The sequence below is a fragment of the Salinicola aestuarinus genome (assembly GCF_003206645.1).
In the GTDB taxonomy this organism is placed as follows: domain Bacteria; phylum Pseudomonadota; class Gammaproteobacteria; order Pseudomonadales; family Halomonadaceae; genus Salinicola; species Salinicola aestuarinus.
In genome coordinates this window covers 105,110-129,580 of sequence record NZ_PZJP01000002.1, presented here as the reverse complement: position 1 = coordinate 129,580, position 24,471 = coordinate 105,110, and the positions used below count along the sequence as shown (strand labels likewise).

At 65.4% G+C, this 24,471-nt stretch carries 19 protein-coding genes and 1 other RNA gene; 5 read left to right on the top strand and 15 right to left on the bottom strand.

Annotation, left to right across the window (positions count from 1 at the left end):
* Positions 1-32 precede the first annotated feature (32 nt).
* From DOM41_RS02785 to DOM41_RS02775, 3 genes are all read right to left on the bottom strand, one after another.
* Complete coding sequence (locus DOM41_RS02785) at positions 33-1,769, bottom strand: AMP-binding protein (RefSeq protein WP_110685324.1); 1,737 nt, start codon at positions 1,767-1,769, stop codon at positions 33-35.
* A 98-nt stretch (positions 1,770-1,867) separates the two neighbouring features.
* On the bottom strand, positions 1,868-3,778 hold the full coding sequence (locus DOM41_RS02780; RefSeq protein ID WP_110685323.1) for a VWA domain-containing protein: 1,911 nt from the start codon (positions 3,776-3,778) through the stop codon (positions 1,868-1,870).
* A gap of 85 nt (positions 3,779-3,863) precedes the next feature.
* A complete protein-coding gene (locus tag DOM41_RS02775; RefSeq protein WP_110685322.1) occupies positions 3,864-4,334 on the bottom strand; it encodes a hypothetical protein in 471 nt (156 codons plus the stop codon).
* A 211-nt stretch (positions 4,335-4,545) separates the two neighbouring features.
* On the opposite strand from DOM41_RS02775, the gene DOM41_RS02770 reads away from it, so the two are divergent.
* Positions 4,546-6,672, top strand: coding sequence for a S9 family peptidase (locus tag DOM41_RS02770; RefSeq protein ID WP_110685321.1), 2,127 nt, complete (start codon positions 4,546-4,548; stop codon positions 6,670-6,672).
* A 109-nt stretch (positions 6,673-6,781) separates the two neighbouring features.
* Here the strand turns inward: DOM41_RS02770 and DOM41_RS02765 are convergent, their stop codons facing one another.
* The 10 genes from DOM41_RS02765 to DOM41_RS02720 form a co-directional block, all read right to left on the bottom strand.
* Positions 6,782-7,234 (bottom strand): YcgN family cysteine cluster protein, encoded by a 453-nt coding sequence (locus DOM41_RS02765; RefSeq protein ID WP_110685320.1) that lies wholly within the window; start codon positions 7,232-7,234, stop codon positions 6,782-6,784.
* A gap of 44 nt (positions 7,235-7,278) precedes the next feature.
* Positions 7,279-7,572, bottom strand: coding sequence for a YcgL domain-containing protein (locus DOM41_RS02760; protein ID WP_110685319.1), 294 nt, complete (start codon positions 7,570-7,572; stop codon positions 7,279-7,281).
* A complete protein-coding gene (locus DOM41_RS02755) occupies positions 7,569-8,696 on the bottom strand; it encodes a ribonuclease D (RefSeq protein WP_110685318.1) in 1,128 nt (375 codons plus the stop codon). The genes DOM41_RS02760 and DOM41_RS02755 overlap by 4 nt, the downstream gene beginning before the upstream one ends.
* Before the next feature lie 60 nt (positions 8,697-8,756).
* Entirely contained in the window at positions 8,757-9,362 is a 606-nt protein-coding gene (recR, locus tag DOM41_RS02750; protein WP_110685317.1) for a recombination mediator RecR, read from the bottom strand.
* Positions 9,362-9,688: a YbaB/EbfC family nucleoid-associated protein gene (locus tag DOM41_RS02745; protein ID WP_110685316.1), complete on the bottom strand. Its 327-nt coding sequence runs from the start codon at positions 9,686-9,688 to the stop codon at positions 9,362-9,364. Before DOM41_RS02745 ends, recR begins: the two co-directional genes overlap by 1 nt.
* A gap of 81 nt (positions 9,689-9,769) precedes the next feature.
* The gene (gene dnaX / locus DOM41_RS02740; protein WP_110685315.1) at positions 9,770-12,202 is read right to left on the bottom strand and encodes a DNA polymerase III subunit gamma/tau; all 2,433 of its coding nucleotides are present in this window, start codon (positions 12,200-12,202) and stop codon (positions 9,770-9,772) included.
* Positions 12,203-12,699: 497 nt separating this feature from the next.
* An RNA gene (ffs, locus tag DOM41_RS02735) (signal recognition particle sRNA small type) lies at positions 12,700-12,796 on the bottom strand.
* Between the two features lie 311 nt (positions 12,797-13,107).
* Positions 13,108-14,628: a tripartite tricarboxylate transporter permease gene (locus tag DOM41_RS02730; protein ID WP_110685314.1), complete on the bottom strand. Its 1,521-nt coding sequence runs from the start codon at positions 14,626-14,628 to the stop codon at positions 13,108-13,110.
* Positions 14,628-15,074 (bottom strand): tripartite tricarboxylate transporter TctB family protein, encoded by a 447-nt coding sequence (locus tag DOM41_RS02725; protein WP_110685313.1) that lies wholly within the window; start codon positions 15,072-15,074, stop codon positions 14,628-14,630. Before DOM41_RS02725 ends, DOM41_RS02730 begins: the two co-directional genes overlap by 1 nt.
* Positions 15,071-16,057 carry a Bug family tripartite tricarboxylate transporter substrate binding protein gene (locus DOM41_RS02720; protein ID WP_110685312.1) on the bottom strand — a complete coding sequence of 329 codons (987 nt, stop codon included), beginning with the start codon at positions 16,055-16,057 and terminating at the stop codon, positions 15,071-15,073. Before DOM41_RS02720 ends, DOM41_RS02725 begins: the two co-directional genes overlap by 4 nt.
* A 297-nt stretch (positions 16,058-16,354) precedes the next feature.
* On the opposite strand from DOM41_RS02720, the gene DOM41_RS02715 reads away from it, so the two are divergent.
* Genes DOM41_RS02715 through DOM41_RS02700 form a run of 4 tightly spaced genes read left to right on the top strand, consistent with a single transcriptional unit; the run spans position 16,355 to position 20,329 of the window.
* A complete protein-coding gene (locus DOM41_RS02715; RefSeq protein ID WP_342588140.1) occupies positions 16,355-17,026 on the top strand; it encodes a response regulator transcription factor in 672 nt (223 codons plus the stop codon).
* Positions 17,023-18,417: a sensor histidine kinase gene (locus DOM41_RS02710; RefSeq protein WP_245391710.1), complete on the top strand. Its 1,395-nt coding sequence runs from the start codon at positions 17,023-17,025 to the stop codon at positions 18,415-18,417. Before DOM41_RS02715 ends, DOM41_RS02710 begins: the two co-directional genes overlap by 4 nt.
* A 41-nt stretch (positions 18,418-18,458) precedes the next feature.
* Positions 18,459-19,577 carry an ABC transporter substrate-binding protein gene (locus tag DOM41_RS02705; RefSeq protein ID WP_245391709.1) on the top strand — a complete coding sequence of 373 codons (1,119 nt, stop codon included), beginning with the start codon at positions 18,459-18,461 and terminating at the stop codon, positions 19,575-19,577.
* Positions 19,574-20,329, top strand: coding sequence for a TlyA family RNA methyltransferase (locus tag DOM41_RS02700; protein WP_110685311.1), 756 nt, complete (start codon positions 19,574-19,576; stop codon positions 20,327-20,329). The genes DOM41_RS02705 and DOM41_RS02700 overlap by 4 nt, the downstream gene beginning before the upstream one ends.
* A gap of 81 nt (positions 20,330-20,410) precedes the next feature.
* Here the strand turns inward: DOM41_RS02700 and DOM41_RS02695 are convergent, their stop codons facing one another.
* Both DOM41_RS02695 and mscK read right to left on the bottom strand, forming a co-directional pair.
* The gene (locus tag DOM41_RS02695; RefSeq protein ID WP_223160919.1) at positions 20,411-20,671 is read right to left on the bottom strand and encodes a DUF3072 domain-containing protein; all 261 of its coding nucleotides are present in this window, start codon (positions 20,669-20,671) and stop codon (positions 20,411-20,413) included.
* Between the two features lie 155 nt (positions 20,672-20,826).
* Complete coding sequence (gene mscK, locus DOM41_RS02690; protein WP_425353268.1) at positions 20,827-24,246, bottom strand: mechanosensitive channel MscK; 3,420 nt, start codon at positions 24,244-24,246, stop codon at positions 20,827-20,829.
* Between the last annotated feature and the right edge of the window lie 225 nt (positions 24,247-24,471).

Genomic DNA, 24,471 nt, shown 5'->3' with positions numbered 1-24,471 from the left:
GACGAACCGACCATTGTAGCCCTGACGCGCGCTCAACTCACGTTCGGCGACGCCTCGGCAGTGGCAGACTTCTCATCGCGCAGCTCCCGACGCAGCACCTTGCCGACGTTGCTCTTGGGTAGCTCATCGCGAAGTTCGACGTACTTCGGCACTTTATAGCCGGTGAGTTCCTTCTTGCACCACTGGCGCAGCGCCTGGGGATCAAGCCCGTCATTGCGCGCGACGACGAACAGCTTGATCGCCTCCCCCGCTTCGTTGTCGGGGATGCCAACGGCTGCCGCTTCGAGCACGTCCGGGTGTCCCGCCACCACCTCTTCGATCTCGTTGGGGTAAACGTTGAACCCCGATACCAGAATCATGTCCTTCTTGCGGTCAACGATCTTGACGTAACCGTCGGGCTCGATTCGTGCCATGTCGCCGGTGCGAAGCCAGCCGTCGTCGTCCAGCATGGCGGCGGTATCTGCCGGCCGGTTCCAGTAGCCCTTCATCACCTGCGGGCCACGAATGCAAAGCTCACCGCTCTCACCCGCGGGCACCGACGCCCCAGCATCGTCCACCACGCGGACCTCGGTACCCGCTACCGGACGACCGATGGTTCCGATTCGCGGCGCACGTGGCGGATTCACCAGCGCAATCGGCGACGTCTCGGTCAGGCCGTAGCCCTCGACGATGCCGCAGCCGGTGGTCTCCTGCCAGCGTTTGGCCGCGGTCGGGGTGAGTGCCATCCCGCCGGAGATGGTCAGTTTGAGCTGGGAAAAATCGATCCCCTTGAAATCGTCGCGCTGGCACAGCGCATTGAACAGCGTGTTGAGACCGACAAAGACTGAGAACGGCGTCCGTGACAGCGTCTTGATGAAACCGGCGATGTCACGGGGATTGGGAATTAGCACGTTGTGCTGGCCCGTGGTCATGGCAAACAGGCAGTTAACCGTAAAGGTGTAGATGTGATAGCACGGCAGTGGCGCAATGATCGTCTCGCTGCCATCGATCAAGGTGTCGCCCAGTAGCTGTTGCGTCTGCAGCATGTTCGCGATCAGGTTGCGGTGGGTCAGCATCGCACCTTTCGCGACCCCGGTCGTTCCACCGGTGTACTGCAGGGCGGCCACATCGTCGCCGCGTCCGGCAGCGACGCTGACCGGCTGCTTATCCCCCTTCGCCAGGACGCGGCGCAGCGACGTTGCCCGGGGTAGCGAGTAGGCGGGGACGAGCTTTTTCACATGCCGCACGACGCTGTTGATGACCGTACGCCGCGGCCAGGGATGAAGATCGCCCATCTCGGTGACGTAGACGTGGCGAATATCGGTCTGGTCGAGCACCTTCTCGAGCTTGTGCGCCATGTTCGCCAGCACCACCACGGCCGTGACGCCGGAGTCCTGGAACTGATGCCGCATCTCCCGCTCGGTATAGAGCGGGTTGGTGTTGACGATGACCAGACCCGCACGCAGGGCGCCGAACACGGCGACCGGGAACTGCAGCACGTTGGGCAGCTGGATCGCGATACGGTCGCCCGGCTCGAGGTCGGTTTCGTGCTGAATCCAGGCCGCGAACTGATTGGCGAGGCGATCGATATCTCGGTAGGTCAGTGTGTGCCCGAGGCAGCTAAACGCCGGCTTGTCGGCGAAGCGGCGGCAGGCGTCGGCAATGATGTCGTCGATCGAGTCGAACGACTCCAGCCCGGTCAGCGCCCCCCCGGATTCGACGCCGTTGGCGGCCCGAACGTCCTCACCGGGGCTCGCTTCATTCCCGTCCTCGCTGAATCGCTGCCCCATGGGATCTCCTGGATTCGATGAAATTCAGTCCGTTATAACAGGAACATGACGTTCCAGCGCTGCCACTAAGGTTGTAAGCGACTAGCACCGGCGGCGCCTCACTCGCGGTTCGATAAGCCGGAGAGCGAGGGCTCCGCCCGCCGCGCGCTGCGGCGACGGCGTCTGGCGGTGGCCAGGGACCGCCAGAGCACCACCAGCATCAGCATGACGCCAATCACCAGCCAGGTGACGGGCCGCTGGGCGTAGGGGATAACGTAATCGTCGACATAGGGCTTGGCCAGCGACCACCCCTGCCGAGCCCGCGCCTGGGCATACTCGATCATCTGCGCCGGCGTCATGCCGTCGCCGAACGCCAGCTCCCCTGACGTGCCCAGGGTGTCATCCTCGACGCGCGCGTCGCTCTGCACGGCGCGGATGGCGCCGGCGCCATCCAGACCCACCGCCGCATCGGGGTTCAAGCGAACCACCGGCAGCTCGAAGTGTAGCCGTCGCCCTTCGAGCTGCGCCTCGGCGGTGATCCGGATCGGCAGCGACGCACCGGGGTCGGTCTCGGGCACATCGATGGTCCACTCGCGGTCGCCGGTCTGGCGGATGCCGAGTGCCTGTCCGGGGAGCCTGGCGCTGAGTTCGGTATTGCGCGTATCGAGACCGGGATGATTCGCGCTGACAACGATGTGCCGGCTATCGTCGCTCAGCCGAGCCTCCAGCGCGGCAACCACGTTGACTGCCTGCACCCGTTCCCGCGTCAGACGATCGCTTTCGGCGATCACCGCCAACCGCGCGTTGCCGAGCGCAGCGGTCCCTGTCAGATCGCCGCGAAAACGGCCCGTCTCTCCCGTTGGCGCCGCCTTCTCGGCGGTTGACCCGGATTCGGGTGCGAGCGTGACCTGGGAAAGCACCTGCCCATCCAGATCGCGCAGCTCGGCGCGGACGACCATGCCCTGCGGCAGTGCCCCAGCGCCAAGTGCCTCGCCCTCGTCTTCCAGCCAGACTTCCAAAGGCGTCGCGATATTCTGGTATAGCGTCGCCGGGAGCGCGTTGCTGCGCAGTCTGATGCCCGCCTGGATACCGATACGGCTGTCATCGCCGATCTCACCGTCGATACGCCACTCGCCGGCAGTCGGCTCGGGCACGCGAATCAGCTCGTAGCGATCGTTGCTCAGCCACTCGACATTGCCGGGGTGGCTGTCGCGGGAATAGCGCTGGCCGTCAGGACCGACCAGCTCCGGCGGGGACTGCGCCGGTGTGTGGAACAGCAGCGCATTGAACTGATCGATATCATCGTCGATGGCAAAGCGCTGCCGTGCGTCGATGGGCACGCGGTCGCCGGGCAGAATGCGGTCGAGCACGTCGAGAAAGGCACGCAACAGTGCCTCCGGGGTGCGCGCCACCGCGGCCAGTCCGTCGGTCTGCTGCGCGGTCTGTTCGAGCAAGGCGCGGTCGACGTTGTCGGAAAGGCCGATGGTGTGCACCACCACCCCCTCGCGAGCGAGCCGCGGGGCAAGCTCCTGCAGAATCCGTTGTCGCGAGGCGGCGTCCTGCCGGGCCTTGGCCTCGCCGGTCGCGGGCAGGTCCACCATCCCGTCGGTGAGCAGGATGAGGTGACGATCGCGCCCTCCCCCCAACGGGCTCGTGGCGTCGACGTCGTCATCGGCGGCCTGACGAAGCGCGCGTTCGATGTCGGTGAACTGCTGGTAGTCGGTAAGACGCGGCGCCAGACGGTCGGCAAGCTCTCGCCAGCTGGCATCGACCGCGCCGGTGCGGAGCGGATTGTCCACCGTCGTGCCGAAGGTCCAGACCGAGCTGGTCGCGCTCGGCGGCAGCAGCGCAGCGGCGAACCCCAGCGCATTGGCGCGCAGATTCTGGGGATCGTTCTGCTTCATGCTGCCGGAGACGTCGACGACCATGCGTACGTCCGGTGCAGAGCCCGAGGCCGGCTCGCTCTGCGCCATGACTGGGGTCGCCATGACCAGCAGCACCAGCCAGCATAGAAGCCTCAGCGTACGCATACAGTTGCCATCCTCAGCCCTTCAAGGTTCTTGCCCCTGGCGGCTAGCCGTGTCGGCGCGACCGCCCTCGATGTTGGCGACGGCGTCAACCGACGGTCGGCTCGCGTCGACCCTCCGCGTCGCTACGGGATTCGCTGCGACGTGACGCAGGCTCGGACCGCCCCGACGCCTCTGCCTTGTCGCCTCGGCCACGAGGCGCGTTGTCATTGCGCCGCCGGCGCAGCAAACGCCAGGCCACAAGGCCCACCACGGCACCGACTGCCGCCCCGAGCAGCAGTAGCGGCAGCGACGCCGCCGCCTGTCCGCCATCGTGCTGGAGCACCCCCACCGCCAGCACCACGATTGCCGGCGCCAACCCCGAGTAGCTCTGTCCTGGCTCGAGCAGTGGCAAGGTGAAGGGCGCGACCATCCAGAGGCAGCCCGCGACGACGCCAACGAACAGCAGCCTGGGCAGCAGCGGCAGCAAACGAATGCCCAGGTAACCCGTCGCCAGCACGATCAGCGACACGCCGGCATAGGTCAGCCAGAGCTGTGGAAGGGAATCGGAAAACAGCATGACGGTGACTCTCGAATCGGACGATTTGGGACATGGTACACTCCACGTACACAAAGCACAGCCGCCCGGCCGTGCGCCACGCGTGGCTTGCATGACTCCTCATCGGGCGCTGACGCGTCGCCGTCAGCGAAGGCCGAACCCTCTTGTCGCCACCTTGCGCCGAGGCTGACGCCCCCTGAATCCGACGCTCTTTCTGGATACGCCCCTTCTCATGTCTCGCACTTCCTCGTCATCCGATGCCTCGCCCAACGCCCGCCAGGACCTTCCCGTCGCGCGCTTTCGTCGCGACGACGACCCGGACTGGCACTGGCTGGAATCCCGCGACGACCCGCAGGTCAAGGCCTTCCTGAAAGCCGCCAACACCGAAAGCGACCGTTTTTTCTCGCCGCTGCTCGCGCTGGAAGAGTCGCTTTACCAGGGACACCTGGCCCGGCGAGAGCTGGCCGTGGTGGGGCTGCCCGTGGCGATCGAACGCTACCGCTACTGGAGCGAAACCGCGGCCGACGCCGACTATCCGCTCTGGTGGCGCCAGTCGCTCGCGCCCGATGCGGTGCCCGAGCTGCTGCTCGATCTGGAGTCGCGTTCGAAGGACCATGAGTTTCTCGAGCTTGGCGACATGGCCATTTCACCGGATGAGAACTGGCTTGCCTGGAGCGAAGACGTCAGCGGCAACGAGTTCTTCGATCTGTATCTAAAACGGCTGCCGGACGGCGAGCCGGAGCGGCTGCGTCGCCGACTGGGACCGGAGCTGCTGTGGGCCGAGGACAACCGCACGCTGCTGTTCACGCGCTATGACGCGACCCAGCGTCCGTCGACGATCTGGCGCTTGCGGCCGGAAGACGACCGTTGCGAAAAGCTCTTCGAGGAGAGTGATGTCGAGTTCTGGGTCAGCTTCGACAAGACCCGCTCGAGAGAGTGGATCGTGCTGGAGACGGCCTCCAAGGAGACCTCGGAGTGCTACCTGCTGCCGGCGGACCGCCCCGATGCCAGCTTGCACTGTGTGCGTCCTCGCGAGCCTGGCGTCGAGTACGCGATCGACCACCGCGGCAACCATTTCTACGTGCTGAACAACCGTGACGGCGCGCACTTCCGACTCGACGTCGCCCCAGTTTCCGACCCGGGCAACTGGTCGGCGTTCGTGCCGCATCGCGATGAGGTGACACTCGAGGGCGTCGACGCCTTCAGCTGGGGGTTGATCCTGACCGAGCGCGATCATCTCGAGGCCCAGGTCTATCTGCGGGCGATCGAGCTCTCCCCTGACGCAGACGGCGATAGCGGCACCGGGACATTGCAGGATCGAGGCGACGGCCTGCCGGGCTACCGCCTGCCGCTACCGGAAGCGCCCTGTAGCCTGGAGCTCGGGGACACACCCAACTTCGACGAGCGCAAGCTGCATCTGCGCGAGGAGTCGTTCACGCTACCGGTGCGCTGGGTCGAACACGACCTCGATAGCGGCCAGCAGCGCCTGCTCAAGGAGCAGCCACTGCATGGCAACCTCGGCCCGGCCGACCTGGTGTGTCGACGGCTGTGGGCCACCGGTCACGACGGCGAACGCATCCCGGTCTCCGTGGTGGCCCGCGCCGACCTTCTCGATCAGGGGCCGATGCCAACCCTGCTCTACGGCTACGGCGCCTACGGCGAAGTGCTCGAGCCGTGGTTCTCCGTGGCGCGCCTGGAGCTGTTGTCGCGGGGCATCGCCTTCGCCGTCGCTCATGTTCGCGGTGGCGGCGATCGCGGCGAACCCTGGTATCTCGCCGGCAAGCTCGAGCACAAGGCGAACAGCTTTCGCGACTTTCTCGCTGCCCGTCATGCGCTGGTGGAGGAAGGCCTTGCCGATCCCGATCGCGTCGCCGCCTACGGCGCCAGTGCCGGCGGCCTGCTGGTGGGGGCAAGCCTCAATCTCGAGCCGGAAGCGTTCTGCGCCGCAGTACTCGACGTGCCCTTCGTCGATGTGCTGCGGACCATGGAGAACCCGGATCTGCCGCTCACCACAGCGGAATACACCGAGTGGGGCAACCCGATCGACCCGGCGGTCCGCGGCCGGATTCGCGACTACTCGCCGCTGGACAACCTGACCGCGCAGCCCTACCCGAGCGTGCTGCTTCAAGGGAGCTGGCACGACTCCCGCGTTCCCTATTGGGAGCCGGCGAAGCTCTATGCCCGTCTGACCGAGCTCGGCAGCGCGCGCGGCCCCGTGCTGCTGCGCACCGACATGGCGGCCGGCCACGGCGGCGCGTCGGGCCGTTTCAAGGCATGGCGGGACAACGCCCGTCAGGACGCTTTCATTCTTTGGGCGCTGGGCGCCGACAGTTCGCTGGACACGGCACCAGCCGACTGACGGGCTCGACGAGAATCGCTCGCCGACGACAATGCCGGCGAGATCTGGCGTGCTGACGAGTGATGGATTCAGGCAGGCTTTCAGACCGCCCTCTGACGCAGTGCCGCCGTCAGGGATCGGTCAGGGGGATGATCTCGATGATGTGGGACTCCCAATCCGCCTCGTCGACCTCGGTCTCACTGACGGCAAAATGGCGCACGCTCATGCCCCGCTCGTGCATGCGCGTCGTATCTCCCTTTCGCAGCGGATGCCAGCTCGCCAATTTGCGCCCTTCGGAGAGCCGACGATAGGCGCAGCTGTGTGGCAGCCAGCGAAAGCTCGACAGGTTGTGCAGACCGAGCTGGGTGCACTCCGGCACTGTGTCGAAACGATTGGGGTAATCGCTGCAGCGACAGGTATCCGTATCCAGCAGGCGGCAGGCAACGTTGAGCGTCGCCACGTCGCCGGTTTCCGGGTGCTCCATCTTGACCAGGCAGCACTTGCCACAGCCATCGCAGAGCGCTTCCCACTCGGGTTCGGTCAGCTCCTCGAGAGAGAATCGCTCCCAGAATCGCTCACGCATGGCGGCCCTCTTCGTCAACGGCAAGGTGGTGTCTCACGGCGCGATCACACCTCATCCCGGGGCGTAAAAAGGTCCAGCAGGTAAGGCGCCTTCGCCGGCGGCATCTGCAGATAGAAGCCCTGACGGCGAATCGATTCGATCACCTTGGCGACATCGACCCGCGCCAGCGGTCGCTCCGGCCGCAGCAGCAGCGTCATCACCGCCATGGGCTTGCCGAAACGCTCGCGTAGCGCCGCCGGCACGGGCTCCATGCCTTGCGTCTTGTCGAGATAAAGATACATCTCGTCGTGACGCGGGCTCTTCACGATGTCGCAGATCAGGTGGCGAGCGTGACTCATGCGTCGGCCTCCACCTCGGCGAGCGCGGCGCGCCAGCGCTCGGCCAGACGTTCTCCCCGCCAGCCGCCGGGAAGCGGTAGCGCATCGGTGGCGAGATTTGCACTGGTCAGCGCCTCCATCTCGGCCCGATTGGCGAGCCGCTCCGGCGCCAGTTCGAGGGTCTGAGCCTCGTCATTGACCACCTGCTTGAGGGCTTTCATGCGACGCTTGAACGCAGGCGTCGTGGGCATCGGCACAGCCGGCGGCAACTCGCTTTCTTCACACTGGTGAGCCGCTTTGACGCGCTCGAGCAGCGCGTCGCCCTCGCGCTTGACCAGCGACGGCGTCACGCCTTCGACCGCGGCCAGCTCGTAGCGGTTCTTGGGCATCGCCTCGGCCACGGCGAAAAGTACGCCGTCCTTGGCCAGCCATCCCCGCGGGGTATCGCGCCGACGCACCTCGCGCTCGCGCCAGGCGGCAAGCTGTCGATAAGCCTCAATCTGTCGGGGTGTCAGTCGCCACAGCTGACGGTGTCGCAGATACCAACGCTCCGGCACCGCCGCCTCACGCGCGCCACTGATGGTGGCGCACTCCTCGGCGAGCCAGTCGAGGCGTGAACGCGCCACCAATGCCGCGCGCTGTTGCTCCCAGATCGGCAGCAGGAAGACCACATCCAGCGCCGCATAGTCGAGCTGCGCCGGCGAGAGCGGGCGCTCCAGCCAGTTGGAACGCGTCTCTTCCTTAGGGATGTCGACCCCACAGCGCGCCTGAACCAGACGTCGATAGCCGATCGCGGTATCCGTGCCGAGCAACGACTCGGCGATCTGGGTATCCACCATCGGGGCAAGCTCGACGCCGGACCACATGGCAAGCACTTCGAGATCCTCGCTGCAGGCGTGAATCAGCTTGAGCGGGCCACCGGACAGTAGCCGGCGCATGCCCTCATCGGCCTCGACCGCCTGAGGATCGACCAGATAGACGGTCTCACCCGCCGTCAGCTGAATCAGCGCCGGGACCGGGAAAAAGCTGGTCTCGCGGAAGAACTCGGTGTCCACCGCGATAATATCGGCATCCGCCAGCGCAGCGGCAGCCGCGGCCAGCGTCTCGGCATCATCGACCCACTGAAGGGCGTAATCGACTGTCATTCGGTTCCTGGGCCAACGGTGTTGGCAATGGCGGGTAAGAAACAAGGGTCGGGAGGATTTTCACTCACGAGCGAAGGGCTGTCGCCCCTGAAAAGCACGCGTCAGGGTGCCGCCATCGACGTACTCGAGCTCGCCCCCCATGGGCACACCATAGGCCAGACGCGAAACATTGGCGTCCCGATCGGCAAGATGCTCGGCAATGTAATGCGCCGTGGCCTCGCCTTCGACGGTGGGATTGGTGGCGAGAATGATCTCGGTCACCGGCTCCTCCAGCAGACGCGCTTCGAGATGATCCAGCCCGATGTCGTCGGGGCCGATACCGTCGAGCGGCGAGAGGTGACCGTGAAGTACGAAGTAAAGCCCGCGAAAACCACCCGCCTGCTCGATCGCCAGCATGTCTGCCGGCGACTCGACGATACACAGCGAGCCCGTGTCGCGCCGAGCGTCGCGGCAGACGCCGCAGACTGTCTCCTCGGTCAGGGTGCGGCACCGTTCACAGTAGCCGACCTTTTCAATGGCGGTCACCAGCGTTTCGGCCAGGCGCCGCCCACCATGACGGTCGCGCTCCAGCAGATGCAGCGCCATACGTTGCGCCGTCTTGGGCCCGACACCGGGCAACACACGCAGTGTCTCGAGGAGCTGGTCAACGAGCGGGGAAAAACTCATCAGAACGGCATCTTCATGCCCGGTGGCAGATTGAGCCCGGAAGAGGCTTCTTCCATGCGCGATTTCGACTGCGTCTCGATCTTGCGGGAGGCGTCGTTGACCGCTGCTGCCAGCAGGTCTTCCAGAAGCTCCTTGTCTTCCTCCATCACGGAGGGATCGATAGTGACGCGGGTCAGGTCGTGCCGGCCATTCATGGTGACCTTGATCATGCCGGCACCGGCTTCGCCGTCCACTTCCATCTCGGCGATCTCTTCCTGAACCTTCTGCATCTTTTCCTGCATTTCCTGAGCCTGCTTCATCAGGTTACCCATGCCACCCTTTAACATTGCGATCTCCTCGATTCGATACGGATACGGCCGGCGCCATCACGCCGACCGACAGACAATAAAAACGCTGGTGTGACGCGATCAGCGGGCGCGACCGGCGTCACCGCCGCTAGCGCTGACGGTCTCTTCCAGCAGCCGGGCGCCAAAGCGCGCCTCGAGCTCCTGTATATGAGGATCGTTGCGCAGCGCTTCAACGGCGCGTGCGTGCTGCTCTCTCGCCTTGCGCTCGCGCTGAAGCCTCGCCGTCTCCTGGGCACCGTCCAGCGGGGCGACATCGATCTGAAGCCCCCGAGGATAGCCGAGCGCAGCGATGGCCTGCTTGATGCGCGATTCGTGCGTTTCCGAAAGCATTGCCGACTGTGCCGGGTCGAGCCTCAGGCGAAGCGTTTGACCGTCATCCTCGGCGACCACGCAGTTGGCGGCCAGGTTACGCGTCAAGCCACCGATCTCGAGGGCGTCGAATTGCGCAAGCCAGACCTCGTGAGTCAGTCGCGCCGCACCGCCGACGGCCGCTGACGCCTGACCGGCCTCAACCGGCGGAGCAGACACATCCATTGACGCATCCGCATCACTTGCCGCATCGACACGGGGACCGGCGGTACTGTGGCCGGCCTCATCGGCGCGCTCACTCTGCCAGGACACATCGTCGTCGATCATGCCATCCTGACTGGCGGCCTGGGCCGACCAGGATTCGAATGCCGCGGCGGCCTCGAGGCTGGCGCTGTCACCATAGCCATCCTCGGTATCCTCACGCCCCGCCTCGTCACTCTCGTCCTGATCGCCCCCCGGCTCGCCGGCGTCTCGGGCAGCAGCCGCCTCGCGGTGTGCCGCCATAGACGGTTCCAACGCGTCATCAGGCGCGACAGCCGGGGCACTCGTGGTGTTGTCACGAGACACGTCGACTGACTCAAGCTCGGGCTGTGACCTCTCGCGAGGCGGCGCGACGGTATCGGGCGCTGCTTCAGGCGGCGATGCCGGCTCGGCGGCGTGTCGGTCCGGGGCATCGATGGCCGGCTCGTTCGCCCCATTGAGCGTCTCGCGAAGCGCCGCGGCAGGTCCGGCGGGTGCTTCATCGACCTGCCAGGGCGGGACGTCGTCCACGGGGCGATCGTCGCCCGCGACAGCCGCGGTTGCCGGGGCGTCCGGCGGCGGCGTATCGAGCGTCGGCGGCGCGCTGCTCGGCCGCGATGTCGCCGGGGCACCGGCCGGCTCAGGCGTAGGAGCGCCGGCCGGCTCAGGCGACGGCATCGCGTCCTCGGCCGCCCAGGGCGGCGCCTGAGTCGTCGACTCGCCCTGTGTACCGACGCCGGCGGTCACCGGTGCCGGGCTATCGGGCTCGGAGGCAGCCGGCGCCGAGGAGGCAGCAGCCGGTTCGGCGCGCTGAGGTTGTCCGCGAAGCGGTAGCTCGGTCTGCGGCGGCGTCGGTACGCCCTGCGGGCGGAACGCGAGCATCCGCAGCAGCGACATCTCGAGCGCGGTGCGCGTGTCCGGCGCGCTATCCATGTCGGCCCGCCCCTGCAGCGCGATCTGGTAGTAGAGCTGCACGTCCTCGGCAGTGAAGCGGCTGGCAAGCGCAAGCAACTGCTCGCGGTCACCGTGCCCGTTATCGAGCGCTCCCGGCACCATCTGCGCAATAGCCAGGCGGTGCATGAGCCCGGCGACCTCATCCAGAATGCCGGCGAAATCCGGCCCCTGCTCGGCCAGCGACGCGACCTCGGCGAGCAGCCGCTCGGCATCCACCTCGGCAAGCGCCTCCGCCAGCGCGATGAGGTGCGCGTGGTCCAGCGTGCCCAGCATCGCCGCAACGTCTTCACGTCGAATCTCGCCCTGACCGAAGGCGATCGCCTGATCGGTCAGGCTCATCGCATCGCGCATCGACCCGTCGGCGGCCTTGCCGAGCAACCAGAGTGCCGAGGTGTCGAAGGCGACCTCTTCCGCCTCGAGCACCCGGGTCAGATGCTCGACCACTCGCTCCGGCGCCATGTTCTTGAGCGTGAACTGCAGACAGCGCGACAGCACCGTTACCGGCAATTTTTGCGGGTCGGTAGTCGCGAGCAGGAATTTGACGTGGGGCGGCGGTTCTTCGAGCGTCTTCAGCAGCGCATTGAAGCTGTGGGTCGAAAGCATGTGCACTTCATCGATGAGGTACACCTTGTAGCGCCCCTGGGTCGGCGCGTACTGAACATTGTCGAGCAGCTCACGGGTGTCTTCGACCTTGGTGCGCGAGGCAGCGTCGACCTCGATCAGATCGACGAAACGGCCATTGTCGATGTCGACGCAGGTCTGACAGGTGCCGCAGGGGCGCGACGTGACGCCCTGCTCGCAGTTGAGACACTTTGAGAGAATCCGCGCCAGCGTTGTCTTGCCGACCCCGCGAGTGCCGGTGAAGAGATAGGCGTGGTGAAGCCGGCCCTGATCGAGCGCGTTGACCAGCGCTCGACTGACATGCTCCTGACCGACCAGTTCATGGAAGGTGCGTGGTCGCCATTTGCGGGCCAGAACCTGATAACTCATGCGCTTGGGCGCTCCTCGCGTGGGGACTCGCGGCTTGTCGTACGGTGACGCTCGGCGGGTCGCCGTGGCGCCTGGCGACGGCGACCGCAGGCGGCGTCGTTGAAGAAGGCGCCATTCTAGCAGGCTGGTCTACAGAGTGACGAGGCGACGCGCCGTGGAGGCGATCGGAACCGCAAGGGGAGGTTGACTGGCGTCAGGGGCTCGACCCCAAAACAAGGGTCGTAGAGCAAACCTCAACGGGGAGCGTAGACGGATCAGCGATAAAGAGGCGGGGATGCTACCTAGGTGCTGTCTGCAGATGTACCAACCGTGGGGATGCGATGCAGGACCAGAACGATGCAGGACCAGAACGATGCAGGACCAGAACGATGCAGGACCAGAACGATGCAGGACCAGAACATTGACGCGCCAACGCTTTGGCGTGGGCAAAGGGCTGAGCAAAAGATGGCGAGAAAGCCGGGGAAAAGCACAAACAGGAGGGCACAAATGGAGGCGGCCCCGACCAGCCACATCCCGGCACACGCGTCCACCACTACCGTTGCTCCCTTCCGGGCCTGGCGGGGTTTGCGGTCTAGCGTTGCGGGAGGACCGGTAAGGGCCACCATAGTGCGCGATATTCAGTATACCGCCGTTGCGGCAAAGGCTGTGTCATCAACACCTTGCCGAACGAGGCGCATAATATATCAGCGTGATTCACATCGAGCAATAGCGGCAACGAACGCCAACGCCAGTTTACCGTCAAACCCCGCTTCATCCGTTGGACTCGCCAAGCGGCGCGCAACGACGTCACGCTGACAGACGCCAGGCATAACGTATGGGAGAGGCCCCCGCGAGGCGGTGATTCTCCCCCCTCGAAGCCCCATCGGATGATGGGGCTTCGCAACGTGCCGCGCGTCGGCGCAAGCTCAGTCCTGAGTTGTCGCCTTGGCCGCCTGCATGCGGCGACGCAGGATCGGCCCGACGATGACCGGCAGCAGTAGGCCGATAATCGCCACCAGCCAGAGCCCGATGGAGAGGCCACTGCCCCAGAGGATCGACCAGTCGCCGTCGGAGATCTGCATGGCGTGACGCAGGTTCTTCTCCATTTCCGGGCCCAGCAGCAGCCCCAGGATGACGGGCACTAGCGGAATCTCCAGCTTGCGCAGGATGTAGCCGCCCACGCCAAAGGCGATCATGAAGTAGAGATCGAAGGTCGAGTGACTGATCGAATAGATCCCCACGAATGCCACCATGGTGACGATCGGCAGCAGATACATCGGCGGTACCGACAGAATCTTCACGAACACGCCGACCAGCGGGATGTTCAACAGCAGCAGCATGAAGTTGCCCACCAGCAGTGCCGCGATCACGCCCCACACCAGATCCGCGTTCTGGGTGAACATCATCGGGCCCGGCGTAATGTTCAGCGATACCAGCATGGCGAGCAGCACGGCGGTCGTACCGCTGCCCGGTACGCCGAGCGTCAGCATGGGCACCAGCGCACCGCTGGAGGCACCGTTGTTGCCCGCCTCCGGCGCGGCGACACCGCGCGGGTCGCCCTCACCGAAGTAACCTTTCTTGCCGACGATCTTCTTCTCCAGCGTGTAGGTGATAAAGCTGCCCAGCGATGCTCCCGCCCCCGGCAACACGCCGGCAATGAAGCCGAGCACACCGCTGCGAAGCGTTGTCGGGAAGATCATGCCAATCTCGCGCCAGTTGAGCTTCAGCGGGTTGACCTTGATCATGCCGCGCCCGGCTCCGGCCTTCTCCTCGATGAAGAACAGAAGCTCAGAGATCGCAAACAGACCGACAATGGCGATGATGAAGTCGACCCCCTCGTAGAGCTCCAGCACATCGAAGGTGTAGCGCTGCGTGCCGGTGGAGAGATCGATACCCACGGTCGCGATGATCAGACCGATCGCGGCGGCCATCAGCGTCTTCATCGGATTCTTCCCGGTAATGCCGCCGAGGGTGGCGAAAGCCAGCACGAACAGCGCGAAATACTCCGCCGGGCCGAAGGTCAGGGCAAACCGTGCGAGCAGTGGCGCCAGCAGGATCAGACCGATGGTGGCGATCAGGCTGCCCATGAACGAGGCGATCGCCGAAATCGCCAGGGCCTCGGCCGCCTTGCCCTTGCGCGCCATCGGGTAGCCGTCGAGGCAGGTCATCATCGCCGGCTCGTCACCAGGAATGTTGAGCAGGATCGACGAGATACGCCCGCCGTACATGGCGCCGGCATAAACGGCGGTGAGCATGATCAGCGCGGTTTCCGGCTGCAGCCCCAGCGTGAAGGCGAGCGGAATCAAAATCGCGACGCCGTTGGCGGGACCGAGTCCCGGCAGCGCGCCGATCAGCGTGCCGATGAAGCAGCCGATCAGCGCGAACATCAGGTTCTCGGGCTGCAGCGCGACGCCGAAGCCGAGCGAGAGATAGTGCAGCGTTTCCATCAGCTCACCTCCAGCAGACCGAGTGGCAGCGGCAGTTCGAGTCCGTAATTGAACAGGACGTAGACAACCACACCACTGATCAGACCCGTGAGGTAGCTACGCGACGGCTTCGCCCCCATGCGCCAGCAGAGCGTCCCCACCGCCAGCGTGGTGGCGAGAATGAAGCCCAGAGGTTCGAGCAGCAGCGCGTAGACGATCAGGGTGACGATGGCGATGGCCAACTCCAGGAACGTCCGCGACACCGGCCACGGATTGTCGGCGTCAGGCTTGACGATCATGTACAGGCTGCAGACGGCCAGGATCACGGCCAACAGCTTGGGAAAGGTCTCGGGCCCCACGGCTTCCGATCCACCGAAGGGGACCGGAAACTGGGTCGCGCCGTAGTAATAGGCGACGGCGATCACCAGCATCACCAGGCCGAAGACACGGTCGTTTAACTGGCTCATCGAATCAGCCCGATATCCTGTGAAAGGGTCTGAATGTCACTGATCTGCTGCTTGACGAAGGATTCGAACTCCTGGGACCCCGGATGGAAAGGCATCAGGCCATTGTTCTGCATCACCTGCTTCCATTCATCGCTGGCATAGAGCGTGTCGAGGGCGTCGACCCAGTACTGTCTGGCGTCGTCATCGACATCGGCCGGAATGTAGAAACCGCGCCAGTTCGGCCCGACCGCATCGATGCCCTGCTCCCTGGCCGTGGGAATGTCGGAGAAGTCTCCCGCCAGCCGCTCTTCGGAGAGCACCGCCAGCACCCGTAGGTCACCGGAGTTCAGAAACCCCTGGGTTTCGGTCACATCGCCCGTGAAGGCGTCGACGTGGCCGCCGATGACCTGCGTCATCGCCTCACCGCCGTTGTTGTAGGAGAGATAAGGGATGCGCGGCAGGTTCTCGACCCCGGCTGCCTTGGCGGCGATCAGCACTTTCAGGTGATCCCAGCCGCCATTGGCGCTCCCTCCGGCAAACTTCACCGCTCGCGGGTCCTCTTTCATGGCATCCATCAGCTCGGTCAGCGTGTGGTAGGGCGACGCCTGCGAGACCGCGATGACGCCGTAGTCCGCACCGACCGCGCCGATCCAGTTGACCATGTCGGCGTCCATGCCCGGGAACTGCTGTTGCGCCAGTCGCGTGGTGGTCGCGGTCGATGCCGCCACCAGTAGCTGGTCATCGCCGGCGCGCTTGCTCACGGTATGCGCGAAAGCGACACCGCCGCCGGCCCCCGCCATGTTGATGGTCTGGACGCTCGCCGGTACCAGATCGAGCGCCTCGAGCACGTTACCCACGCTGCGGCAGGTGAAGTCCCAACCGCCGCCCGGGTCGGAGGGCGCGATGCACTCGACCTTGCCCGTCGGTTCGAAGGCAAACGCACTGGTCGCAGTCAGCGCGACAGCGGCCGTGGCGACCCAGCGTATGGATTTGGCTACAAACATGGTGATCTCCTCGCCCGTGAGCGGCGTTGTTATCGGCGCGGTAACCGGTCGGGTACCGTCGGCATCTCGAACCTTACAGTTTTGTAAGGTAGAACTTTGTTTCCCTCTGCGGAAATTAGGGCGGGGCTGAGACCCGGTCAACGGGCATCACGCAAATGCCGACTAAAGTTCAATGCGCCGATTGTCACTTCGTTTACAATTTCGCCACCGCCCAGCGTCCGCCCCCATCGACGGCCATACGTCCGTCGCTCATGACCCCGAGCCAAGCCGCTGGCCCCGACCGACTGGAGTTCGCCGATGCCCGTGACACTGCTGCTGGTCGAAGACGACCCGTTGCTGGCCGACACCCTGGCCGAGACGCTGACGACGTCGTCCCAGCAGGTCACCTGCCTCGACGACGGTGCGGCCGCCCTCGCGCAGCTCAGCGCCGGCCACGCTTACGACCTCGTGCTACTCGATCTGAACATTCCCACTCTCAGCGGTCTCGAGGTGCTGGCAGCGCTGCGCCGTCACGACCGCAGCACGCCGGTACTCATCTTGACGGCGCGCGGAGCGATCGAGGACCGCGTCACGGGTCTCGATCTCGGCGCTGACGACTATCTCGCCAAGCCCTTTGCACTCGATGAGCTGGAAGCCAGGGTTCGCGCTCTGCTCCGCCGCCGCGACGGTCGTGAGCAGGGTCCGCTGGTGCTGGGCCCGCTGCAGCTCGATCGCCAACACCAGCGATTCCAGCTCGGCGACGCCCCCCTCGCGCTACCGCCGCGGGAGCACCGCTTGCTCGCTTGCCTGCTGCAGCACGCCGGCGAGCCGGTAGAGAAAACGCGGTTGCTGGACGAGGCCTTCGTCGGCGAGCCTCTCGGCGACAACGCCATCGAGGTCTACGTGCATCGGCTTCGTCGGCGCCTCGCCGACACCGATATCGGGCTGCGCACGGTGCGCGGACTCGGGTATGTACTGGAGCTTTCTTGAGCCTCGCGCCCCCCATTCGCCTGTCGCACCTGAGCCTCTACCGTCGGCTGGCGATCTGGCTGCTACTGCCGCTGGCACTACTCGCGGCGATCATGCTGGTCGAGGCCTGGCTGACCTCTCGGCAGGCCGCCGATCGTGCCTACGATCGGCTGCTGGACGCCGCCTCGCTCTCCATCGCCGAGCAGGTCCGCTGGCAGCAGAGTGGGCTGTGGCTGAATCTGCCGGCTTCGGCACTGGAAATGCTCGCCACCGATGCCGAGGAGCGTGTCTTCTACGCGCTTTATGATGTCCACGGGCACTACGTCACCGGCAATAGACCGCTGCCGGCGCTGCCGGCCGGCGATGGCGAGCCCCGCATGAGCTACGCCGATGTCACCTCGGATGACATGGCGCTTCGGCTCGGGGTGCTGCGAGCCCGACTCGAGGGATGGGATCGAAGCGACCGCTTCGAGGTTCGCGTGGCGCAGACGCTCGAGGGTCGCGAGGCGCTGGCCAGTCAGCTGTTCCGTGCCAGCCTGGTCAACGTGCTGGTCATCGCGGGCCTGGCGATGATCATCGTGCTGCTGTCGGCGCGCATTGCCCTCGAACCGCTGACGCGCCTGCGGCGGGCGATTCGGGAGCGTGATCCGCGAACGCTCTCACCGCTGACGCTCGAGATGCCCCGCGAGCTGGCCGAGCTTCGCGAAGCACTCAACGAACTCCTGGCGCGCATGCGCCGCGTGCGGGCGAACCAGGAGCGCTTCATCGGCGACGCCTCTCACCAGCTACGCACCCCGCTGGCGGGACTCTCCGCCCGCGCGGAACTGGCGCTGCGTCAGTCCGACCCGGCACGCTGGCGTGAGGCGCTGGTGACGATGGACGACACCGCCAATCGCGCCTCTCGCCTCGCCGGTCAGTTGCTTTCGCTGACCCGGCTCAACAACCCTGAAGCGGCTCTCGACCGTGAACGGGTCGATTTGGTCGCTCTCGCCCGCGGTTGCGTGCGAAACACGTTTTCGCGCTTGCATCGTCGCGGCGTCGATCTCGGCATCGAGGCGGCGCCGCGCACCGTCGTCGTCGACGCGACGCCCTGGCAGCTGGAGGAGGCCCTCATCAATCTGGTCGACAACGCCTCGGTTTACGGCGCGACGCTGGTGACGGTACGCATCGAAACGGCGCCGCCTCGGCTGATCGTCGAAGATAACGGCCCCGGCATTCCCGAGTCGGAACGCCTGCTGGCGTTGCGCCCCTTTCATCGGGGCCAGGAAAGCGGAAGCGGCACCGGCCTCGGGCTCGCTATCGTCGACAGCGTCGCCCGCGCCCACGGAGCCCGCCTCACACTGCATGACGCCTACCCCGAGCACTCGGAGCGCCCCGGACTATGCATCGTCATCACCTTCTGCGACGCCTGATGCGCTGCGCGCCTCGGCAAGCTATCCCACGTCGTCTTACGATGCCGGTTGCCTCACTGCTCACCGTGTGGCTGCTTGCGCCCGTGCCGGCGCCAGCGGACACCCTGCATCTAGTGAACGACGCCGCCGACGCCCGCCCGCTGGTGATCTACGGCGTGCTGGACATGCCGCAGATGCGACCGCTGCTCGCGGATTTCCACCGCCGCAATCCGGATGTCGATATCGTCTACCACAACCTTCAGAGCATCGAGCTTCATGCCCGGGTAAGACAGCAGCACGCCAGGCCGGAGGCCGATGTGCTGATCTCGCCGGCGATGCCGTGGCAGTTTCAGCTCGCCAACGACGGGTTGTCCGCCCCCCTCGAGACGGCGATGGCCAGCGCCTGGCCCGCCTGGGCGCGCTGGCGTCAAGAGCTCTTCGGCGTCACCTTCGAACCCATCGTGATGGTCTATCGCCGCGACCTCGCCGCGCGCATGGCCCCGCCGCGTAGCCACGCCGAGCTCCTCGAGCGACTGGAGGAGATGCCCGAGCCGCTGCGTGGCCGCGTGGTCACCTACGACCCTCGACTCAGCGGCGCGGGCTATACCTACGCCGTCGAGGACGCCCGAATCTCGGCCCGCTACTGGGCGCTGGTGGAGGCGCTCGGGCGCAGCGAGGCGGCGCTGGAAACGACGACCTCCGCGATGCTGGAAGGATTGAGCGACGGACGCTACTGGATCGGCTACAACCTGATTGGCTCCTACGCGCAGTCCTACGTCAACGCGCATCCGGAACTCGAAATCGTGGTGCCCCGTGACTATGCGCTGGTGTTGCAGCGGATGGTGATGACCCTGCGCGACGCCCCGCACCCACGGACGGCCGAGCGCTTCGTCGACTACCTGCTCGGCGAGCCGGCCCAGCGCCTGATCGCGACCGAAACGTCCCTGGGCGCGGTGCATCCTGGCATCACCGGCCTGGGAACTGCCAATGCCCTGCGCGATACGCTAGGTGATGCAATCCGCCCGGTGCGCATCGGTCCCGGACTGCTGGCGCCTCTGGATACACTCAAGCGCCAGGCGCTGCTCGAGCAGTGGCGACAGGCCTTCGACAACCATCCGCCAGAGCCATCCGCCTCACTCACCTCGACTCTCGAACCGACTCAGGAGCCTGCCTCGCCTTGAAACGTCTTGATCAACTTGTCACCGCCCACGTCCGTTCGCGCACCCGCGCGCAGCGGCTGATTCGCGACGGCTACGTGAGCCTTCGTGTCCATGAGGGCGAGCGCTGGCGCGTCGCGACCAAACCGGGCGAGAAGCTCCCGGAGAGCACGGAAGTCGCAATCGTCGACTCTCCCGAGGAGCGCTACGTCTCGCGTGCCGGGCTCAAGCTGGAAGCGCTGCTCGAGGCCCGGCAGCGTCGACTCGACGGTCTCACGGTGCTGGATATCGGTCAGTCCACCGGTGGCTTCACCGACTGCGCCCTGCGTTACGGAGCACGCCACGTGATCGGCATTGAGGTCGGCCATGGTCAGCTGGTGGAGACGCTGCGTGACGATCCCCGGGTGAGCTGCCTAGAGGGAACCAACGCACGGGACCTGCCGCACGCGCGGATCGCCGAGCTGGCCCCCGAAGGGATCGATGCGGTCGTCATGGACGTCTCGTTCATCTCGCAGACATTGATACTGCCCGGGATCGCCGAGGTATTGCGCCACGGCGGCGAACTCTATTCGCTGGTGAAGCCGCAGTTCGAGGTAGGTCCGGGAAAAGTGGACGACCGCGGCATCGTTCGCGACGCGGCCCTCTTTGACCAGGTACGCCAGACGCTAGAAAGCCAATGCAACGGGCTGGGACTTACCGTCGGGGGCTGGCAGGAGAGCCCAATTCAGGGCGGCGACGGCAATCGCGAGTTCCTGCTTCACGCCGTCAAGCGCTGAACGCCCGGCATCCCATGAAAAAAGCCCACCGATCTCGGTGGGCTAGAGGGCTGGGACTCGGCATCCGGCGAGCCGCGCGATTCAATGATCCTCGCCGCGCCCGGTCTTCTGTTGGAGCTCGTCGATCTGCTGAGAGGCCTGGGCCTTGGTGATGTTCTCGTCGAAGTCGACGCCCGCCTCTTCACACAGCGTCTTGAGATACGAGTGCTGAGCCCCGGTCATGCTCTCCTCGCCGGTGACCCAGTCTTCCGGATCCTTTTCGACGTTGCCGGTCGGCGAACCACTGCTCGGCGGCTGATTGTCTGCGGACTGCGGGTCGTTACCATCTTTGCTGTCGCTCATGTCATCTCCTTGCGTCATCGCTCGGCTGAGCGAAGAGTACGGCGTCAATCGATACTGTATGAAAATATAGTTGTCATATCGAAAAACGCCACCCCATCGCGATCGATCGACGGCGTCACGCCACGCCGTGCGAGCGCTTATCCGGCAAGCGCGATTTAGCGGCCGCCGTCACCTCCACCCTCGCCCCCGCCATCACCTACGCCATCACCGGCCGTGGGAGCATCCAGGTTGCCGTCGTCGCCGCTGCGCGCCGTTCGCGGCCCCGGCGCGGGCTGGGTCGCTTCCTCCGTCGCGCCAAGCTCTCGCGCCGCCGTCTGGCGCTGCACCCAGGCCGACTGACCTTCATCATTGTGTAGCCAGACATCCATCTGGTTGAACGCGACGCGGACACCGTGCTCCTTGAAGAGCTGGTCGAGTCGGCGATTGATCTCATCGCTGGCGTAGAGGCGGTCGAGCAGGTCGTTGACGAAGATTCGCAGCTCGAAGTTGAACGCCGTCGGCCCATAGCTGATACAGAACACCTGTGGCTCCGGATCGCGCAGCACTCGGCGATTGTCGTCGGCAACCTGGCGCAGCAGGCGATGGACTTCGTCGAGATCGGAGCCATGGGCGACTCCGTAGGTCAGCACCACGCGAGTGACGTTGTCGGAAAGCGACCAGTTGATGAGCTGATCGGTGACGAACGTCTTGTTGGGGATGATGATCTCCTTGCGATCGAAATCGGTGACCGTGGTCGCGCGAATCCGAATCCGGCTCACCGACCCGTGAAGCTGGCCGAGGGTAATGGTGTCTCCGATCCGCATGGGCCGCTCGAACAGAATGATCAGACCCGAGATGAAGTTGGCGAAGATCTCCTGCAGCCCGAAACCCAACCCGACGCCGAGCGCGGCGACAAGCCACTGCAGCTTGTCCCAGGAGACCCCGAGCGTCCCCAGCGAGGCAACCACCCCCGTGCCGACGATGGTGTAGGAGAGCAACGACGAGATCGCATAGGCGCTGCCCTGCTTGAGCGATAGCCGCGAGAGCACCATGACTTCCAGAAGCCCCGGTAGATTGCGCGCCATTATCATCGTCAGCGCCACGGTCACCAGGGCGATCAGAACGTCGGCGACGGTGATCGGATTCAGGGTCAGTGCATCGCCCTGCCCATGCTGAATTTCCCAGACAGTGACGCCGTCGAGATAGGTGAAGACCGCGAGCAGATCCGACCAGATCAGATAGAAGACGAACGTGAACGCGATGAACAGAATCAGTTTGGAGAGTCGCAACGACTGCTGGTTGATCTGTTCCATATCCAGCGGCGGCTCCTCGACGACCTCGAGGCCGCCCTCGGCGCCTTCCTGGATCTGCGCGCGACGTCGCGCCACCGCCCGGCGATAGGCAAGACGCCGCTGTGCCACCGCCAGGCCGCGCACCACGGTCGCCTCGACCAGGATCCAGAGCCCGAAGACATAGACCGAGGTCACGAAGCGACCGATCAGCTTGAGCGTTGCATATTCATAGCCGAGAGCGACGAGGCCGGCGAGGATCAGGGGCACCAGCGCCAGCGCCAGACCGAGCAGCAGTCGGAAGAGCTTGAGGCCGAAATAGGGGACGTGGGCAAGGATCAGCCGTACCAGTACCCAGCTCATCGCCAGAAGGCCACTCAGCAGCAGTAGCAGCGACACCGGGCGGTTGGAGAGATCGGCCTGACTCCCCGGCGAGGTCCCGCTGATCAGAATGATCGGGATCAACGTAATGCCCAGCCAGAACACCAGCCGACGCAGCTGGCCGACGTAGCCGCTCGACCAGTGAAAATGCCGAGTCGCGACGCCGTCGGCGACCAGCAGCCGCCGTGCCCACCCCAATACGCCCCAGGCAAGCGCGAGCTGCAGGACGGCGCTACCCAAGCGCAGAGCGAAGGGATCATCGCCGAAGCGCAAAAGCCCGCCGAGTGCCGACAGCAGCAGCGGACCGTGCGCGGCCAGCAGCAGGTTCAAGAGAATCGCCCGCGGGGTATGCATCTGCGTGTCCCGCTTGAGCCGGCCGATCTGATCATGCAGCGTCAGCAGCCGCGCCTTGATTCGTCGGCGCAGAAGCAGAAGCCCCGCCGCCAGCAGCAACAGTGGCGTTACCGCCAGTGCGTGCAGCCCCGGCCACTGCCATAGGCTCGCCACGGCGCCCTGCCACTCGCCGCGACTCACCTGCGCGGCGAGATTGCCCGGCGCCTCGCGCCACCAGCCGAGCGTGAGCGGGCGCCCGCTGGCGACCCAGAAAAGCTGTTCCTCGATCACCGCACGTAGCGAGCGTGTGATGTCAGCGAGCTGCTCTTGATTGAGCTGAACGTCGATCGCCACCGTCAGCAAATTGCCGTACTCACGATCGAGCTGCTCCAGAATGTCACTCCGCGAGCGGTAGAGCTCGGTCAGCGCGCTCTCCATCGAGGGGGTGACGTCAATATCCGCGTTTTCGAGACTCTGCTCGGCGAGTGAGCGCGGGTCATTCAACGACTCACGGCGATTCACCAGATCGAACTGACTCAGCCGAGTCTCGGCGATCTCCTCCTGAAGTCCGCCGAGCGTATCGACCTCCGGCAGCGCCCGGCGCTGCTCATTGAGAATCCGCGACAGCAATGGACTACCGCGCACCGCATCGATCTGCTGGTTGAGCGTGCGCTTTACCTGGCGGACACGATCCAGCCCCGAACGCGCGCTGATCGCCTCTCGGATCAGCTCATTGGTGCGATCGGTCACCTCGAGCAGCCGGTCGCTGAGCGAGCGGTTGGTTTTCTGGATATCGCTGAGCACCGGATGGTTGGCGATCGCCTCGGCATCCTCCGCGCTGATGTCGGCAACCGCCTGCTCGGACTGCTCGCGCCGAGCCCGGTCCAGCGCCGCCTGCAGGGATTCCAGTCGCGCCTGCTCCAGCGCGATACGCCGCTCGATCAGATCCCGTCGGGCGGCATCGAGCTCGCGCATCTGGGTGTTATTGGATAGCTCCCGGCTGTGGTAGTCAGCCTGGAGCTCGGCGAGGGCGAGCTGCAGTTGATAGCGGGCCTGTTTCGGCTCGAAGGTACCGGCCTCTTCGTCATCGCTGGGGGTTTGGAGCTCCGACCGTGCCGCCTCGGCCTGGCGCATGGCCTGCGCCATCTGGGCCTGGGCGCGCTCGGGAAGCGTCTCGGCGCTGATCAGCCGCGCCTTGACCGACGCCAACTGGTTCTGGAGCGATTCGAGTCGGTCGAGCGAGTCACGCGTTCGGTTGGCTAGCGCCTCCGCCGAGAGTTCGTCGAGCGCATCGGCCGTGGGCGCGGAGCTGTCGCCCAGCTCGGCGAGCTGGCGCTTGAGTTCACGCACCTGCTCGGGCGCCTGCTGGACATTCTTCTCGAGCGTCGCCAACTCATCACGCGCGGCTTCGAGCTGATCGAGCGTTTCGAGCGCCGCGCGCGTGGCTTCCTTGTCCTCCTGCTGCGACTCGCTGGGCGCCTCAATCGCGGCGAGCCGATCCCGCGTCTTTTCGAGGGTCTGACGCGACGGCAGATCACTCGTGGACTGCGCCTGCACGCCCGCGCATGCAAGGAGTATGCACAATGCCAGCAAAGCGAACGTGATACGCTTTGCCGTCAGCCATTTGCCCGGGTCGGCGCGACGCTCGGCGTTCGCTCCCTCCCCAGAACGTACGACGCCAACTCTCGCAGGCCGCGCCGCCGAATGATCCACCATGCCGACTCCTTCATCGCTGTTATGCCGGAGGTCTCAACGCCCGACACCGCATTCTGGTGGCGGAGTTTAGCGCCAGCATTGCAGGATGCCGAGCCGTATCGT